The sequence below is a fragment of the Xanthobacter autotrophicus genome, from assembly GCF_030015065.1.
In the GTDB taxonomy this organism is placed as follows: Bacteria; Pseudomonadota; Alphaproteobacteria; order Rhizobiales; family Xanthobacteraceae; genus Xanthobacter; species Xanthobacter autotrophicus_D.
Window position 1 is genome coordinate 137,139 of sequence record NZ_JAIVFN010000001.1, and the last position, 15,792, is coordinate 152,930.

The 15,792-nt window shown below is 66.8% G+C and carries 15 protein-coding genes and 2 tRNA genes; 8 read left to right on the forward strand and 9 right to left on the reverse strand.

Features of this window, described 5'->3' with window-relative positions; translation table 11 throughout:
* Window positions 1-9 precede the first annotated feature (9 nt).
* The 5 genes from K9U40_RS00630 to K9U40_RS00650 form a co-directional block, all read right to left on the reverse strand.
* Window positions 10-942: a tetratricopeptide repeat protein gene (locus K9U40_RS00630; protein WP_282888385.1), complete on the reverse strand. Its 933-nt coding sequence runs from the start codon at window positions 940-942 to the stop codon at window positions 10-12.
* A 462-nt stretch (window positions 943-1,404) separates the two neighbouring features.
* On the reverse strand, window positions 1,405-4,197 hold the full coding sequence (locus tag K9U40_RS00635) for a valine--tRNA ligase (protein WP_282888386.1): 2,793 nt from the start codon (window positions 4,195-4,197) through the stop codon (window positions 1,405-1,407).
* 249 nt (window positions 4,198-4,446) lie between these two features.
* Window positions 4,447-5,424: a PopZ family protein gene (locus K9U40_RS00640; RefSeq protein WP_414114766.1), complete on the reverse strand. Its 978-nt coding sequence runs from the start codon at window positions 5,422-5,424 to the stop codon at window positions 4,447-4,449.
* A gap of 150 nt (window positions 5,425-5,574) precedes the next feature.
* On the reverse strand, window positions 5,575-6,963 hold the full coding sequence (locus tag K9U40_RS00645) for a TolC family outer membrane protein (RefSeq protein WP_414114767.1): 1,389 nt from the start codon (window positions 6,961-6,963) through the stop codon (window positions 5,575-5,577).
* Between the two features lie 158 nt (window positions 6,964-7,121).
* Window positions 7,122-7,784, reverse strand: a complete 663-nt coding sequence (locus K9U40_RS00650) for a protein-L-isoaspartate O-methyltransferase family protein (RefSeq protein ID WP_282888389.1) — start codon at window positions 7,782-7,784, stop codon at window positions 7,122-7,124.
* Window positions 7,785-8,184: 400 nt separating this feature from the next.
* Here K9U40_RS00650 and K9U40_RS00655 point away from each other — a divergent pair, with 400 nt between their 5' ends.
* From K9U40_RS00655 to K9U40_RS00670, 4 genes are all read left to right on the forward strand, one after another.
* A complete protein-coding gene (locus tag K9U40_RS00655) occupies window positions 8,185-8,622 on the forward strand; it encodes a group III truncated hemoglobin (RefSeq protein WP_282888390.1) in 438 nt (145 codons plus the stop codon).
* A gap of 235 nt (window positions 8,623-8,857) precedes the next feature.
* A tRNA-Cys gene (locus tag K9U40_RS00660) sits at window positions 8,858-8,931 on the forward strand.
* 248 nt (window positions 8,932-9,179) lie between these two features.
* A complete protein-coding gene (locus K9U40_RS00665; protein ID WP_282888391.1) occupies window positions 9,180-11,051 on the forward strand; it encodes an ABC transporter ATP-binding protein in 1,872 nt (623 codons plus the stop codon).
* A gap of 126 nt (window positions 11,052-11,177) precedes the next feature.
* A tRNA-Asn gene (locus K9U40_RS00670) sits at window positions 11,178-11,253 on the forward strand.
* Here K9U40_RS00670 and K9U40_RS00675 read toward each other — a convergent pair.
* The 4 genes from K9U40_RS00675 to K9U40_RS00690 are packed head-to-tail and all read right to left on the reverse strand — an operon-like array spanning window position 11,212 to window position 12,869.
* Window positions 11,212-11,913 (reverse strand): zinc ribbon domain-containing protein, encoded by a 702-nt coding sequence (locus K9U40_RS00675; RefSeq protein ID WP_282888402.1) that lies wholly within the window; start codon window positions 11,911-11,913, stop codon window positions 11,212-11,214. The genes K9U40_RS00670 and K9U40_RS00675 overlap by 42 nt on opposite strands.
* Window positions 11,910-12,224, reverse strand: a complete 315-nt coding sequence (locus K9U40_RS00680) for a hypothetical protein (RefSeq protein WP_282888392.1) — start codon at window positions 12,222-12,224, stop codon at window positions 11,910-11,912. The genes K9U40_RS00675 and K9U40_RS00680 overlap by 4 nt, the downstream gene beginning before the upstream one ends.
* Window positions 12,225-12,269: 45 nt before the next feature.
* A complete protein-coding gene (locus K9U40_RS00685) occupies window positions 12,270-12,614 on the reverse strand; it encodes a recombinase family protein (RefSeq protein ID WP_282888393.1) in 345 nt (114 codons plus the stop codon).
* 21 nt (window positions 12,615-12,635) lie between these two features.
* Window positions 12,636-12,869 carry a hypothetical protein gene (locus K9U40_RS00690; RefSeq protein ID WP_282888394.1) on the reverse strand — a complete coding sequence of 78 codons (234 nt, stop codon included), beginning with the start codon at window positions 12,867-12,869 and terminating at the stop codon, window positions 12,636-12,638.
* Between the two features lie 291 nt (window positions 12,870-13,160).
* On the opposite strand from K9U40_RS00690, the gene K9U40_RS00695 reads away from it, so the two are divergent.
* Genes K9U40_RS00695 through K9U40_RS00710 form a run of 4 tightly spaced genes read left to right on the forward strand, consistent with a single transcriptional unit; the run spans window position 13,161 to window position 15,668 of the window.
* On the forward strand, window positions 13,161-13,463 hold the full coding sequence (locus K9U40_RS00695; RefSeq protein WP_282888395.1) for a hypothetical protein: 303 nt from the start codon (window positions 13,161-13,163) through the stop codon (window positions 13,461-13,463).
* Window positions 13,460-13,891, forward strand: coding sequence for a PIN domain-containing protein (locus tag K9U40_RS00700; RefSeq protein WP_282888396.1), 432 nt, complete (start codon window positions 13,460-13,462; stop codon window positions 13,889-13,891). The genes K9U40_RS00695 and K9U40_RS00700 overlap by 4 nt, the downstream gene beginning before the upstream one ends.
* Window positions 13,891-14,712: a hypothetical protein gene (locus K9U40_RS00705; protein ID WP_282888397.1), complete on the forward strand. Its 822-nt coding sequence runs from the start codon at window positions 13,891-13,893 to the stop codon at window positions 14,710-14,712. Before K9U40_RS00700 ends, K9U40_RS00705 begins: the two co-directional genes overlap by 1 nt.
* 2 nt (window positions 14,713-14,714) lie before the next feature.
* Complete coding sequence (locus K9U40_RS00710; protein ID WP_282888398.1) at window positions 14,715-15,668, forward strand: hypothetical protein; 954 nt, start codon at window positions 14,715-14,717, stop codon at window positions 15,666-15,668.
* Window positions 15,669-15,792: the final 124 nt, after the last annotated feature.

Here is a 15,792-nt window from a genome sequence, read left to right on the forward strand (position 1 = left end):
GCCGCCCGGTCAGCGCTTGGCGGTCTTCAGCCAGGTTTCGAGATAGAGCAGCGCTTTCTCGCGCTCGTCCGGGGTCGCGTCGGCGAAGGCCTCCTCGTGCAAGGCCACCACCCACTTGTCCTCGGGCCGCACCGCCGCGTCCCGCGCCAAAGTGAGCCACATGAGCCCGCGCGCCGCCTGGCGCGGCACCCCCTCATCGCCCCGGAACAGGAGCTGGCCGAGCCTCGCCTGCGCCTCGAACTGGCCCTTCTGCGAGGCCAGCGTCAGCCAGCGGCCGGCATTGCGTGCATCGCGCGGGCCGCCGACGCCTTCCAGATAGAGCTTGCCCAGCTGGTACTGGGCATCGGCATCGCCGAAATAGGAGGCGGCGTAGGAGAACATGTCCCGCGCCCGCGACGCATCGCGCTTCACCCCGGCGGACGGGATGCCGACGAGGTAATAAGAGCCCAGCGCCACGAAGGCGTTGGCCACGAAACGCGACTGCGCCGTGCCGGGATAGTCCTCGGCATGGGTGTTGGCGATCTTGGAGAAATAGTCGAACGCCTTGGCGTCGTCGCGCTTCACGCCGTCGCCGTCGGCATAGATGCGGCCGAGCTTCCACTGGGCCATGGCGTGGCCCTGCGACGCCGCATAGCCGAGGGCATCAATGCCCTTCGCGGTCTGGCCGGCGCGCAGGGCCTGTGCCCCGGTGCGGAAGGCTTCGTCCACGGGACGCACGGTCGGCGCCAGCGGCACATTGGCCGGCGGCGTCATGGGCTGCGTCTCATAGGGCTGGAGCTGCTGGGTCGAGCCGTCGAAGGCGTAGGCCACCGGCACCGAGAGGCAGGCCGCCACCACCCCCGCCAGCGCGACGGCGCAGGCGCGCCGGGAGCCCGCCGTCCGCCCGAAGCGCCCGGTCGTCCTGCCTGCCTGCCTGATGGTCGTGGTCTCGCCGCAAATCATGGTGGAGGGAAGATGCCGGGCGGCGGCGGCAATATCGGGGCCGCGGAAAGGCCGAGCCGCGGCGTTGGAGCGGCAACCTCTGGGGCGTCTCGCGGAGCGAAGCTCCACGACGCCACCCGGCGCCACCCTTTCGAGAATGCAACGTCCGTCCATAAGGACCCACCTCAGGCGCGGCGTCCGGAAACACTTTCCGAGCTACGCTCACCGTCGCGCGTTGCTTCTCGTTTCAATGGGGTTTTGTGGCGGCTTCGCGGCGCCTTGGGGCCCCCGCCGGGGCGACAACTTCAAAGGCGCGGGAGTGTGTCTTCGCCGTCACAATAATGGCACCTGAAACCACTGGCTTCCTTTGCGAACCTGCGATCCGAGCGACCGGAGGGGCCTGGAGCGTGGCGCCACGGCCACACTCCTCTCGGCCACATGCCTGCGGCACGACGGAGGACCCGGCCCCCGCCGCAGCCGGCTTCAGGCCGCGCCACCTGAAAGCTGGGCGATCGCGGCTCGGACCTTGTCCTTGCGGTGGAGATATTCCTCGCGCTTCTCGCGCTCGGCCTCCACCACCTCTTCCGGCGCGCGGGCGACGAAGCTCTCGTTTCCGAGCTTGGCGTCGATGCGGGCCACCTCCTGGTCGAGCTTGCCCTCTTCCTTCCTGAGGCGGCCGAGCTCGGCGGCAAGATCCACCACGCCGGCCAGTGGCAGGGCGGCCACCTCGCCGCGCACCACCATCTGCACCGACTCGCCGGGAACCGTATCGGCCACCGTCACGCCCGAGAGGCGGGCGAGGCGGCGGATGGCGTCGTCCCACGCGGCGGCACGCTCCGTGGTCTCCGCGCCCGGCTCCACCAGCACCAGGGGCACCTGCGCGCCCGCAGGAACGTTCATCTCCGCACGCACGGAGCGGATCTCGGTGATGAGGTCCACCACCCAGCCCACTTCCGCCTCGGCGTCAGGCGCCTCAAGGCCCGACAGGTCCGGCCAGGGGGCGAGGGCCAGCAGGCTGGTGCGGGCGGGGCCGTCCTTGCCGGTTTCGGCCCACAATTCCTCGGTCAGGAAGGGCATGAAGGGGTGCAGCAGCCCCATGGCCACGTCCAGCACATAGGCGGTCGCCGCCCGGGCCTCGTCCTTCGCGGCGCCATCCGGGCCGGACAGGAGGGGCTTGGCCAGCTCCAGGTGCCAGTCGCAGAACACGTTCCAGAGGAAGCGGTAGATGGCCGCCGCCGCCTCGTTGAAGCGGTAGGCCAGGATGGCCTCGGACACCTCGGCGGTGGCGCGGGCAGCCTCGCCGATGATCCAGCGGTTCAGCGTGCCTTCCACCTTGGCCGGGTCGAAGCCCTCCACCCGCGCGCAGCCGTTCATCTGCGCGAACCGCACCGCGTTCCAGAGCTTGGTGGCGAAGTTGCGATACCCCTCCACGCGGGAGGTGGCGAGCTTGATGTCGCGCCCCTGCGCCGCCATGGCCGCCAGGGTGAAGCGCAGGGCGTCGGCGCCATATTTCTCCACGAGGTCCAGCGGGTCGATGACGTTGCCCTTGGACTTCGACATCTTCGCCCCCTTCTCGTCGCGGACGAGGGCGTGGATGTAGACGTCCTTGAACGGCACTTCGCCGTCCATGAAGTGCAGGCCCATCATCATCATCCGGGCCACCCAGAAGAAGATGATGTCGAAGCCCGTCACCAGCACCGATGTGGGGTAGAACTTCTTCAGCTCGCCGGTCTCGTCGGGCCAGCCCATGGTGGAGAAGGGCCACAGGGCGGAGGAGAACCAGGTGTCGAGCACGTCCTCGTCGCGGGTGAGGAAGCCGGCGCGCTTGGCGGCGTCGTCGATCAGCGCCTGCGCGTCCTCGGGCGAGAGCGTTTCGTTGCCCACATTGTGGGCCAGAGCCTGCTCGAAGGCCTCGTCCTCGTCCATGGCGACGAAGACATTGCCAAAGGGGTCATACCAGGCCGGGATCTGGTGGCCCCACCACAATTGGCGGGAGATGCACCAGGGCTGGATGTTCTCCAGCCACTCGAAATAGGTCTTCTCCCAGTTCTTCGGCACGAAGGCGGTGCGCCCCTCGCGCACGGCAGCGAGGGCCGGCTGGGCCAGGGTCTTGGCGTCCACATACCACTGGTCGGTGAGCCAGGGCTCGATGACCACATTGGAGCGGTCGCCGTGGGGCACCATGTTGGTGTGCGGCTCGATCTTCTCCAGCAGCTCCAGGCCGGTCAGAAGCTCCACGATCTGCTTGCGCGCGGCGAAGCGGTCCTGGCCCTTCAGGTGGGAAAGCTGGCCGGCGGCATCGGGCGCGTCCACGTAAGCCTCGGGGCGCTCGGCATGGTCGTCGAGGATGCCCTGCGGGTCGATGCGCCCTTCCGCATCCAGCACATTTATCATCGGCAGGCCGTGGCGCTTGCCCACCTCGAAATCGTTGAAGTCGTGCGCCGGGGTGATCTTCACCGCGCCGGAGCCCTTCTCCGGATCGGAATACTCGTCGGCGACGATGGGGATGCGCCGGCCCACCAGCGGCAGGATCACATATCTGCCAATGAGGTCGCGGTAGCGCTCGTCCTCGGGGTGCACCGCCACCGCCGTGTCGCCCAGCATGGTCTCGGGGCGGGTGGTGGCCACCGTGATGAAGCGGTCCTTCTCGCCCTCGATGGGATAGCGCAGGTGCCAGAGGTGACCCTTCATCTCCACCTGCATCACCTCCAGGTCCGAGATGGCGGACTGGAACTTGGGGTCCCAGTTCACGAGGCGCTTGTCCTTGTAGATCAGCCCCTCGCGATAGAGCTGCACGAACACCTTCAGCACGGCGCGGCTGAGGCCCTCGTCCATGGTGAAGCGCTCGCGCGACCAGTCGCACGAGGCGCCGAGCTTCTTCAGCTGGTTGACGATGGTGCCGCCCGATTCGGCCTTCCAGGCCCACACCTTCTCCACGAAGGCGACGCGGCCCATGTCGCGCCGGCCCGGCAACTTCTGCGCGGCCAGCTGGCGCTCCACCACCATCTGGGTGGCGATGCCCGCATGGTCGGTGCCCGGCTGCCACAGCACGTCCTTGCCGCGCATGCGCTCGAAGCGGGCCAGCACATCCTGCAGCGTGTTGTTGAGCGCGTGGCCCATGTGCAGGGAGCCGGTGACGTTTGGCGGCGGGATGACGATGGAGAAGCCTTCGGCGTCCTTGCGCTCGGGGCGGCCGCACCGGAACGCGCCGGCCTCTTCCCACTGGGCGGCGATGCGCTCTTCCACGGCGGCGGGATCGAAGACTTTTTCCAGCATGAAACGAGGCTCCGCGGATGCGCTGGGCCGCAGGCCGGCGCGGCGCGCCGGGCCCGGCTCCCGCGTCCGCTCCGGACGGGACAGGGTCAGCGGGCGTTAAAGCCGTTCCGGCGGGCCGGCGTCAACCACGCGGCGCGACGCCCATTCCGTCGTGCACGGTTCAGGCCTTGGCCCGGCCCGCTCCAAACGAAAAGGCCGCTGGCCGGCGGCAGCGACCGGCGGCCTGAAGCCAGGGCGGCGAAACGGGACTCAGCGCGGACGGCGCGCGACGCGCTCGATCTCCGCACGCACAAGCCGCTCCACGATGTCGGGAAGGTTCTGGTCCAGCCAATCCTTCAGCATGGGCCGCAGGATCTCCTTGACCAGATCTTCGATGGTGCGCTGCTTCTGCGGCAGCAGCAGGTCGCCGAGCGACTGGAAGGCCGCCGCCACCACATCGTCCACGTTGGGCGAAAGCAGATCCCGGCGACGGGCGCGCTCATCGGCCTCGGCCGGATGATCCATGGCGGCAGGCTCGCCGGGGACCGGCTTGGCGGGACGCGGCATGGTCCGAAAGTCCGGTGCGGGGGGACGCGGGGGGCGTCGAGGCTCGCCTGAGTCGGCTGCGGCTGCCGAGCGCTCCGCAGGGAGCTCGGCGAGGCGGGCGGCGCGGTGCGGCTGCGCCTCGAAGCGCTCGTCGGTCGCGCGGCGCTCGAAATCGCGGAGCATGCGCGGCGCGGAGGCTTCCGAAGCAAGGTACCGGCCACGCTCACGCGCTGGCGGCCCCGGGGGATCCGCCAGCTCATCGCCGGCCAGATGCTCTTCGGTCGGAGGCTCGTCACCGAGCGGACCGGCGCTCGCGGGATGGGCCGCGAGAGTCTCGGCGGCCAGATGGTCGCTCAGGTCCTCGAGGTCCTGCCGGGCGCGGGCGCGCATGTCCCGGTCTCCCGCCGCGGGGCGTGGGGGACCAGCGCGGCGCGCCGCGTCACGCGGCTCGGGCGCCGGAGCATCGGGCCGGCGGGCGGCGCGCTCGGCCGGCTCGGGCCCCTCGGAGTGGCGACGTTCCGGTGCCGCGGGCCGGGCCGCCCGTTCGGAAGAAGCCGGCTCATGCACCGTAGGGTTCGGGGCGGAGCGTTCGGAGGCATGGTGCGTCGGGGACGGCGGAACGTCGTCATCCGCCATGATGCGGCGAATGGAGGCGAGGATGTCTTCCATTGACGGCTCTTGCACCTTTGGGATCGCAGCCATGTCCGACCTCGGCCGAAGACGACCCGACGACGGGCCGTACGTGGCCGCGTCGGGGGGCGAGAATCGCCAATCGCGAGAGGGAGTATGGCACCGTGAAAACGGGCTGCAAAAGAGCCCGTTACACCCGTATGCAGGGTTATTTTCGCCGGATTACTTTCCGTCGGGAGTCCGCACGCCAGCCCAGCTGTCGCGCACCTGGTCGTAATGCACCCTGGGATCGTAGACGTTGACCTTCAGCCCCAGCGAGATCGCATCCAGCCTGCCGATGATCGACAGCAGCGAATAGGCCGCCACCACCCGGTCGCGCTGCGCCACCACGAGGGCGGACTGGGAATTGGTGAGATCGCGCTGCGCGTTCAGCACATCAGTGGTGGTACGCTGGCCCACCCGCCATTCCTCGCGCACGCCTTCGAGCGCCAGGGTGTTGGCGGCGACAGAGGCCTGCGCGGCCTGAATCTGCACCTTCGACGCTTCCAGCGCGCCCCAGAACTGCACCGCCTGGGCCCGGATGGCGTCGCGGTTCACGTCCACGTCGATGCGCGCCTGGGAGAGCAGTTCCTTCGCCTGGCGGATGTTCGCGTACTCCACGCCGCCCTGGTAGATGGGAACCGACAGGTTCAGCGTGACCGAGGCACCGCCGAGCTTGTCCACGGCGAAGCTCTGGTCGTAGGCCTGCGATGCCTGGCCCTGCAGCGAGAGGTTGGGCATCAGCCCGCCTTCCGCCACCTTCACCTGGAACACCGCCGCATCCACGGCGAATTCCGACGCCTTCACCGCGGGATGGTGGTTGAGGCCGCTGGAGATCACGCGGTCCACGTTCGCGGGCAGCATGCCCTCGATCGAGCGCGGGTTGGACAGCCGGCCCGGCTCCACGCCGATCACCTGCCGGTACACCGCCCGCGCCGAGGACAGGTTGGCGACGGCCTGGCTCACCTGATACTGCGCGTCCGCGACCCGGGCCTCGGCCTGGGCCACGTCGGTCCGCGTCACCTCGCCCACGTTGAAGCGGTCGCGGGTGGCCCGCAATTCCTGCTCGAACGCAGCGAGGCTCTTTCGCTGGAGATCCAGCAGCGCGATGGCCTGAATGACGTTCATATAGGCCGTCGCCGCGTTCAGCAGCACGGTCTGCTCGGTATTGCGGAGCGTCTCGCGCGAGCCGCGCACCTGCGATTCGGCGGTGCGGGTCTGGTTCGCGGTGGTGAAGCCGTTGAACAAGGTATAGGCGGCAGTCAGCGCGAACTGGCGCGGCCAGAGCCAGCCGCTCGTGGTTACCCCGCCCGAGGTCTGCCGCCCGTATTCCGGTCCGGCGGAGGCCGAGGCCCCGAGGGTCGGCCGATAGCCCGAAAGGGCCTGAGGCACCTTCTCATCCACCGCTCGCGTGCCGGCCCGCTGCGAATTCAGCGTGGGATTGTTGACGTAGGCCATCCCGAGGGCCGCCTCGAGCGTCTGGGCGGACACACTTCCCATGCCGAGCGCGACAATGCCGGCTCCCGCCAAAAAGGCATATCCGCTTCGGCGAACGAGTCTCGCAACCGACATCCCAATCTCCCGGTCCGACGCAGCGTGCAGACGTGCTGCACCGACTCTGCCGCGCGGTAACTTGTCCGAAAGATATCTGTCCCGCTGGCGATCGGGAACCGATCGGTTCGATCCTCAGGTCGTTTTCGGGTTACCGCGGCAAACGCGCCACAGGTTCGTCAGAAAACGAAGCGCGGCAAGGCCTTGAAGCCCGGCAGCGCGGGCACTGCGGCGTTGAAGGCCACCCGTTCGCTCATCGTGCCGGCGACCTTGGTGAACACCCGGGCCTGTCCGGCGCCGCCATGGCCCACCACCGCGACGACTCGCCCCCCCTCCTTCACCTGGGCGAAGAGGTTGGCGGGCACCTCATCGACGGCACCGTTGAGGAGAATCAGGTCGTAGGGCGCCTCTGCGGCCCAGCCGGCCGTCAGCGGGCCCTGCATCACCGCCACGTTGGCAACGCCGAGCTCGGCGAGGGTCGCGGTCGCGGTGGCGGCGAGGGCGGCATCCTCCTCCACGGCCACCACCTGCTGGGCGAGCCGCGACAGCACGGCAGCCGAGTAGCCGGTGCCCGTGCCCACATCGAGGACGTGCTCATGTTCCTGCACGTCCGCGAGCTGCACCAGACGGGCGAGAATCATCGGCTCGATGAGGTAGCGCGGCGCGTTGCCGGAGGTGAGCGCCAGATCGTCGTCGATATAAGCCAGCGACTTCAGCGCCGCCGGCACGAACTTCTCGCGCGGGATCTCCAGCATGGCGCCGACGATGCGAGGGTCGGTGACATTGTTGGTGCGGACCTGCCCGTCCACCATGCCGCGGCGAAGCTCGACGAAATCGATCATGATGCGTCTCCGGCCATCCCCGGACCCGGACCGGCCCCGACGCAATCGTCCCGGGCAGCGGCTCCGTGCCAAAACCTCAGATAGGACACCCGCCTGCCGACCGGATCGCCACGCGACCCGCCCGGCACGGGGCGCTCACGCGGACGGCGCGCCGAAGGCCCGGAACGCCTGTGCCGCCCGGCTCAAGAGCCATATTGCCGCCCCTTTTGCAAGGCGCTCAATACGCTTGGCGCGGCCGGGGGCGGGGCGATGTGGCCGCAAGTCGCATGGTTCCGGGACGGCCGCGGGTAGAGGCTTCTCCCCTGCCCCGGAATTAAGCCCGCGCGCCGCCCGCGTTTCGGGTGCCGTCTTATTGCGCTCGCCGGCGACGGCCCCAAGTCGACGGGCTGGAGATCCCAGGATGAACGCCTCCCTACCCCCGTCCGCCGAACCGGTGCCTGCCGGCCTCGACGAGGAGGCCGTGCGGCGCCTCGTCCACACCTTCTATGAGCGGGTGCAGAAGGACGCGCTGCTCGGCCCCATCTTTTCCGGCCGCATCGCTGACGATGCATGGCCAGTTCACCTGGCCAAGATGTGCGATTTCTGGTCCTCGGTGCTGCTGAAGAGCGGCCGCTATTCGGGACGCCCCCTGCCGCCCCACCTCGCGCTCGGGAGCGACGCCGGGGAAGCCCAGTTCGCCCGCTGGCTCGCGGTGTTCCGCCCCACCGCGCTGGAGGTCCTGCCACCCGCAGCCGCCCAGGCGGCGATTGCCCACGCCGAGCGCATGGCCCAGTCCTTCCGCATGGCCATCGGCTTCCACAATGGCGAGGACATCACCCGGATTTCGCCGTTCAAATAGGGCCCAGGGGGGCGAAATCATGCCTGTGCCACACCTGGAGCGAGGCCCAAGGCGCGCCGCCGGATGCGTCTGGCCGGTCCCGACCCTCAAGGCAACCTCGCTCGCCCCCTTGCGCTCCCTGTCCCGGCACGCGACGTGCTGCGGGAACAGGAGGAGATGCACAAATGGTCCGGGGACAAGCTGAAGGCTCTGCTTGCGCCCGTGCCGCGAACACCTTAAGAACGCGCCTTCGTGAGGCCACGTGGCGGAGTGGTTACGCAGCGGACTGCAAATCCGTGCACCCCGGTTCGATTCCGGGCGTGGCCTCCACTTCCCGGATCTGCCCCTGCAACACGGCATGCGCCGGCGGATTCCCGCCCTCGCCGGGCCTCCTGCCAAAGCGTCGCATCCGGCGCCCCGAGCGCGGCTTGCATGCCACAGGCACCGCCGAAGCGGCCGTTCCGGCTGCTCGCGCCCCAGCGATCATTCATCAGGGTACCACACACCGTTGACTTGCGCGGGCGTCGGCGGTTCATGAACCCCATGCGGCCCCGCTCCATCGGCCGCCGGAGACAGGCATGAGTGCAAAAGCCCCCCCAAGCCAGAGCCATGGGCCGTCGAAGGACGAGACCACGGCGGTGCTCCGGCGGCTCCTTCTTTCGGATGGCCGCACCCACTGGAAGGGCTATGCGCTCGCCTTCGTCTTCATGGGCCTCATGGCGGCCTGCACCGCCCTGCTCGCCTATCTGATGCGGGATGCGGTGAACGCCATCTTCGTCACCCCGACGCCTCAGGCGGTGTGGACGGTTTCCATCGCGGTGATGGTGCTGTCCATCGTCAAGGGTGCGTCCGCCTACGGCCAGAGCATCACCATGGCGCGGGTGGGCAACCGCATCGTGGCCGACAACCAGAAGCGCGCGTTCGACCAGATCCTGATGCAGGATGCCGGCTACTTCGCCCGCCACCACACCGCCGAGATCACCAGCCGCTTCTCGGCCGGCGCCAATGGCGCGCGCGGCTCGCTGGACCTCGTCATCACCAGCCTGGGACGCGATCTGCTCTCGCTGGTCATGCTGGCCACCGTGGCCATCGTGCAGGACCCGTTCCTCGCCGTCATCGCCCTGGTGGTGATGCCCACCGCCGTGGTCGGCACCCGCAAGCTGATCAAGAAGACCAAGACGCTCTTCACATCCGGCTTCCGCTCCGGGGTCCAGCTCTCCTCCATCGCCATGGAGGCGTTCCAGGGCATCCGCACGGTGAAGGCCTACACGCTCGAACCCGTGATGCGCGAGCGCACCCACAAGTTCATCGACGACGTGGAGGCGAACTCCAACCGCCTCGTGCGCACCCAGGCCAAGTCCAGCCCGCTGATGGAGACGCTGGGCGGCCTCGCCATCGGCGGCGTGGTGCTCTATGCCGGCTACAACGTGATCGAGCTGGGCCGCTCGCCGGGCCAGTTCTTCTCGGTACTCACCGCCCTGCTGCTCGCCTACGAGCCGGCCAAGCGGCTCGCCCGCGTGCATGTGGAGCTGGCCAGCCACGTCATGGGCGCGCGCATGCTGTTCGAGCTGCTCGACGCCCCGTCCCCCGATCGCGACGTGCCGGGCGTGCCCGCTTTGCCCCGCCCGCGCGGCCGGGTGGAATTCCGCGAGGTGGTGTTCGGCTATCGCCCCGGCGAGAGCGTGCTGCGCGGCCTCGATTTCGTGGCCGAGCCCGGCCAGACCACGGCCCTCGTGGGCCAGTCGGGCGGCGGCAAGAGCACCATCATCAACCTCATCGAGCGCTTCTACGATCCGCAGGGCGGCGCCGTGCTCATCGACGGCATCGATTCGCGCAGTGTCACGCGCACCTCGGTGCGGGCGAACGCGGCCCTGGTGAGCCAGGACGTCTACCTGTTCTCCGGCACGGTGAAGGACAATATCGGCTTCGGCCGCCCCGGCGCCTCGGACGAGGAGATCGTCGCCGCGGCCCGCGCGGCCCATGCGCACGATTTCATCATGGGCTTCGAGAACGGCTACGACACCCCGGTGGGCGAGCATGGCGCCCAGCTGTCCGGCGGCCAGCGCCAGCGCATCGCCATCGCGCGCGCCTTCCTCAAGAACGCGCCGATCCTGCTTCTGGACGAGGCCACCGCCGCCCTCGATTCCGAATCGGAGGCCGAGGTGCAGAAGGCGCTCAACGTGCTGCAGCACCAGCGCACCACCATCGTCATCGCCCATCGCCTGCAGACCGTGGTACGCGCCGACAAGATCTGCGTGGTGGAGCATGGCCGGGTGGTGGAGAGCGGCACCCACGACGAGCTCATCGCCCGGCGGGGCCGCTATTACGGCTTCTATTACGCCCAGTTCGCGCACGAGCAGCAGGAGGGCGCCGAGGGTGCCCGCTCCGGCGTCCCGGCCGAGCCTGTGGACAATCCCGGACCGACCGACGGCGAGCGCCTGCGCGCCTGATTTTGCAAGGCTTCGCACCCGATCGGCGGATCGGGTGCGGCATTCGCGGCGCAGAAACTGCGTGTTTCGACTTCACAAGCGGGCAAGCGGTTGCTATATGGCGCCCCTCGGTCGCGAGACCCACGGTCCCTGATAGCTCAGTTGGTAGAGCGTTCGACTGTTAATCGAATGGTCGCAGGTTCGAGTCCTGCTCAGGGAGCCAATTCGGTACGAAACTGCGAACGCCTAGCGTCGCCGTTTCCACTCCAGGCTTTCCTCCAGACACCTCGGCGAGGGTCTGGAGGAGCTTGAGGGCCGAACCCCGGATCACAATCTGGTCCGCTCCCACCTCTGCCCTCTGTACTAAACTTTGGATGTGGTTCCTCCGGAAGGTTCCATCCTCCCGGCCCAGCCGTTGCCGGGCCATTCGAGCGAACTCGTTGATCGATTCCATGGTGATGTTGGCGCTCCGGGCATCCCGGCTTTCCGCGCGCTCCACGTCGGCCCTAGCCGAATCCCTGATCCGCTTCAGTTCCGCGATTCTCCCCTTCAGGTTCGAATCGTCGAGGTCGGCCAGACCGTTCTCGATGGCCCGGTAGAGTCGGGGCAGTTTTTCCTCGGCATCGGCGGCTTGATGTTTCAGGGCGGTGATCTGCTCCTTTTCCTTCTCGGCGTGGTCCGACCGGCGCTCCACAAGTGCCCCCAACATATTTTCCAGACGCCCCGGCGTGAGCAACCGGGTCTCGACATGCTCGACGACGATCGAATCCAGCTCCGCCATCGGGATAGTTCGACCCTTGCAGCCGGTCTTGCCCTGCCGTGCCGCGGTGCAGCAGATATAGTAGCGGTATTCCTCGCCCTTACCGGATGTTCGTAAGGTCATGGCTCCGCCGCAGTCGGCGCAATAGGCCACTCCTCCCAGGAGGGTCGGCGAATTGACAACGGGCCGTCCCCGTCGCCAATCCGGGCAAGGCGAAAGATCAAGCGCACAGTCTCGATATGGAGGGGATCGGGCTCGATCTTCTTCTTCGTCCGTGCTCCCCGCATTTCGGCGGCAACGATCTTATAGCCGAAGGGCGGCCGTGAGCCGTTCCAATAGCCCTGGCGAGCGTTCTCGCGCATAGCCCGGAGGGTGTGCTTGGCGTTTTCCTTCGACTGGTATTCGTCGAACAGCGCCATGATCTGGCGCATCATCACGCTCCTCGGATCGTCACCGAGCCCCTGGGTGATGGACGTCAGTCAGATGCCGTTCTTGGCAAGCCGGCGGACGTAAAACTCAAGCTGGAACTGGTCGCGGAAGAAGCGCGAGAATGAGTGGACGATGATCGTGTCGAATGGCGCGGGCTTCTGCGAGGCCTCGTCCATCATGCGCTGAAAGGACGGGCGCTTGTCGTCCGTCGCCGTTGCGCCGGGCTCGACAAACTCCGCGACGACCTCGATGCCGCGCGCCTCGCAATAGCCGATAAGCTGGCGCCGCAGATCAGGGATCGATAGGTCCTGTTCAGCCTGCCGCCCGGTCGAGACACGGAGATAAAGCGCGGCACGCCCCGGCGTCGCCAAGGCGGGAGTCGCGTTGGCGTTCATGCGAGACCTCCACGTTTAGAATCACTTCGTAATGCCGAGAATCCTGTCCAGGTCGTCGCCCAGGTACAGTTCGAACAGTTCCAGCTCTTCGACAAAGATGGGAACCTCGTCCGGCCAGTCGTCGACGACCTTGGGCTGCCATTTCGGCTTAGCCGGCCTGGCAGCTCTCTTGCGCGGTGGCGGCGCCCGGTAGAAATCCAGGTAGTCGTCTTCGCCGCCCCCCGGCTCCGGGAATGGGATAATCTGTGCGGACATGCCACTATAGTCGCCGCAATCGACACTAAATCCAGTATCATTGCCGCGTCTCCATCCCGTACCGCTTGGAGATCGTGGCGGATGCCCGGCGGCTCCAGGGCACAGTTGGATACTGCCGCGTAGCGCAAATACTTGCGCTTTTCGGTGAAAACGTAGGCCTGGGTAGGTTCGGCGGGCGTTTCGGAGTGCATCAGCGTGTCCCGGCGTAGGCGGAATCCGCTATCCCGACCTCGACGGCCTTGCAGCTTCCGCTCATTCTGGCTATATTCTGGATATACGCGGAGAGTCGAAATGAGCAAGTCTTCACAGCAACGCGCGATCGCCAATTTCCGAAATAGGCTGGCCGAGAAAGGGCTAGTCCGGTTCGAGGTCACCGGCCGGGATTCCGATCGGGATCTCGTGCGTACCCTCGCGCGGCGCCTCGCCGAGGGCGGCCCCGATTCGGACCGCCTCCGCGCCGTCGTGAATCAGAACGTCGGCGGAGAGCCGCCGAAGAAGGGCGGCATCCTGAAAGCACTCCTGGCATCGCCCCTGATCGGCTCCGAACTCGACCTGACCCGTCCCCGTGAGGAAGGACGGAAGGTCGATATTTGATGCGCTACCTGCTCGACACCAACATCATCAGCAACTTCACCAAGCCCGCGCCGTCAGAGTCGCTGATCGCCTGGATGGCCGAGCAGTCCGACGAAGACCTGTTCATCGCGTCGCTGACCGTTGCCGAAATTCGCCGGGGCGTGCTTGAAAAGCCTGCGGGCAAGCGACGCAACCAGCTCGACGAATGGTTCAGCGGCCCGCAGGGGCCGCAATCGCTCTTTGCGGGACGCATCCTTTCCTTCGACGACAAGGCTGGGCTCGTCTGGGCCGAGCTCATGGCCGAAGGAAAAGTCAAAGGCCGTCCGCGCAGCGGTCTCGACACCATCATCGCCGCGATCGCCGCCGCCAATGACTGTATCGTCGTCACCGACAACGAGCGTGATTTCGCCGGCATCGAGATCATCAATCCGATCCGTGGTGGTAATTGATGCGAGCCAGACCCTTTTCGCGTCCGACCCTGATCGCCGCCGTCGAACTGCTCGAAGGCCATAGCCAGGCGCGCTTCAATCAGATGATCCTGCGGCTTGGCCTCGAGCACGAGATCGACTCCGGCACAGCGCTCAGCGTCGCCAAGAAATGCGACATGCTCGGCCGGATCGTCGTGCATCGTGGCGATCAGGTCCTCGACACTCTCGACGGCACCATGACGCTTGGCGAAGCCGTCGTCCGCGAGGCCATTCAATTGCTTAGCGCAGAGCCGCGCTTTCCGCGCGAGATAGCGCTCGGACGCGGATTGGCGCGCGATGGCTACGTCGTCGCATTCGATAATTACGGCCGCGACCCAAGGCTACGAGCGGCGTTGCCCGACGAGGTGCAGCTCCCCGAAACCGACGACGAGGTTCACCAGCTCCTCAAAGGGTTCCAGTTCACCACGCCGCTCGGTCATCTTGATCAGGCCGTCGAGGCACACACGCGCGGCGATTGGGCGGCCTGCAACAGCCAGCTACGGACCTTCCTTGAAAGCCTGTTCGACGACATCGCCCGGAACGTCCGTCCTCAAGAGGCGGCGCAGCGGCCCAGCTCCGAGAATCGGCGCGCGCTGCTGGCCGATCCGAGCGTCGGCTTTCTTGCGGTCGATCGGAACGAATGGACGGCCGACGGCAAGAACTACGTCAACGGTCTCTTCAAGATGCTGCACACCGAGGGCTCGCACCCTGGGCTCTCGGACGAGGATCACAGCACCTTTCGCCTGCATGTCGTCCTCATCACGGCCAGGACCTTTTTGCGCCGTCTTCACTATGGCCGTTGATCATGATCGGGAACGCCACCAGCACGAAATCCAAGGTCACCTTCCTGGAAACCGTCTATCCGCCGATTTCCAATCAGGAGGCCATCTGGCTTCAGAATGACCCGGAGGTGGAGGCGCTGCTCAGGCAGAGTGACTTCTATATGATTGGAGGTCGCGCCGAGGCGAAATACTTGAACCTCGTCATCGACCCTGAGACCTACGTCATCACCTTCGACTCCGCTATCGGCGACGATTTTTGCGACCCCGTCGAGATCCGCATCCGCGATCTGCCAGCCGTCGAGGAATCGGACGCCGAATCCTATTGGATCGAGGCTGGCGACAAAAATATCCGGGTATGGGACGGGCCGATCGGCGAGCCCGGTTCGGACGTTCTGGAGTGGTTCACGACCGAGAAGCTGATCTGGGATCGGTCGCGCGGCCGTGCCGGTATCGAGCGCTTCGATCGTTACCGCGAGGCCGCGACCTATGATCTCCTTTATGTCGGCATCGCCAAGGTCGGAGACAGCTTCGATCGCCTCATCAGCAATGGGCACAAGGCCCGCATGGAGATTCTCGGCAACGAGCCCCAGCGCTATCCCGGAGCGCGGGTGACCGACGAAATCTATCTGTTCCTGTTTAACATCCAGCCGCTGATCATGACGACCTTTGAACCGGAGCATGACTTCGAGAACGAGGATTTCAGCGGTGCCTACGACCAGAAGCGTATCGTCGCCGACGCCGAGAAGGCTTTCGTCAGCCTCCTGAAGCCCGAATACAACGTGATGAAGTTCGCGAGCTACCCGAAGGGCGCGGACGGCCTCTACGGCTCCGACTTCGTTCGCTACGGCTACGCGATCTGCGAGGCCATTTCCTTCAACACGGCGCATGGCCGGATCAGTGGAAGCCGGGACGCGGCCACCGGCTTCATCACCAATGATGCCGACAGCATCTTCGTCGAAGGAAACACCGTGAAGTGAGGTGGTCCCCGAAAATCGGACAGGGAGTTAAGCTTGGTTCGGCCTGACGGAAGGACGAGCCCGATGACCGGGAAGAGGAAGCGTTATTCAGCGCAGTTCAAGGCGAAGGTGGCCCTGGAGGCGC

Coding starts and splice junctions, on each gene's coding strand:
- K9U40_RS00680 (WP_282888392.1), bottom strand. CDS start 12,224: ATGATGCGCCAGATCATGGCGCTGTTCGACGAATACCAGTCGAAGGAA.
- K9U40_RS00690 (WP_282888394.1), bottom strand. CDS start 12,869: ATGTCCGCACAGATTATCCCATTCCCGGAGCCGGGGGGCGGCGAAGAC.
- K9U40_RS00650 (WP_282888389.1), bottom strand. CDS start 7,784: ATGATCGATTTCGTCGAGCTTCGCCGCGGCATGGTGGACGGGCAGGTC.
- K9U40_RS00630 (WP_282888385.1), bottom strand. CDS start 942: ATGATTTGCGGCGAGACCACGACCATCAGGCAGGCAGGCAGGACGACC.
- K9U40_RS00675 (WP_282888402.1), bottom strand. CDS start 11,913: ATGACCTTACGAACATCCGGTAAGGGCGAGGAATACCGCTACTATATC.
- K9U40_RS00635 (WP_282888386.1), bottom strand. CDS start 4,197: ATGCTGGAAAAAGTCTTCGATCCCGCCGCCGTGGAAGAGCGCATCGCC.
- K9U40_RS00640 (WP_414114766.1), bottom strand. CDS start 5,424: ATGGCTGCGATCCCAAAGGTGCAAGAGCCGTCAATGGAAGACATCCTC.
- K9U40_RS00705 (WP_282888397.1), top strand. CDS start 13,891: ATGCGAGCCAGACCCTTTTCGCGTCCGACCCTGATCGCCGCCGTCGAA.
- K9U40_RS00710 (WP_282888398.1), top strand. CDS start 14,715: ATGATCGGGAACGCCACCAGCACGAAATCCAAGGTCACCTTCCTGGAA.
- K9U40_RS00695 (WP_282888395.1), top strand. CDS start 13,161: ATGAGCAAGTCTTCACAGCAACGCGCGATCGCCAATTTCCGAAATAGG.
- K9U40_RS00645 (WP_414114767.1), bottom strand. CDS start 6,963: ATGTCGGTTGCGAGACTCGTTCGCCGAAGCGGATATGCCTTTTTGGCG.
- K9U40_RS00655 (WP_282888390.1), top strand. CDS start 8,185: ATGAACGCCTCCCTACCCCCGTCCGCCGAACCGGTGCCTGCCGGCCTC.
- K9U40_RS00665 (WP_282888391.1), top strand. CDS start 9,180: ATGAGTGCAAAAGCCCCCCCAAGCCAGAGCCATGGGCCGTCGAAGGAC.
- K9U40_RS00685 (WP_282888393.1), bottom strand. CDS start 12,614: ATGAACGCCAACGCGACTCCCGCCTTGGCGACGCCGGGGCGTGCCGCG.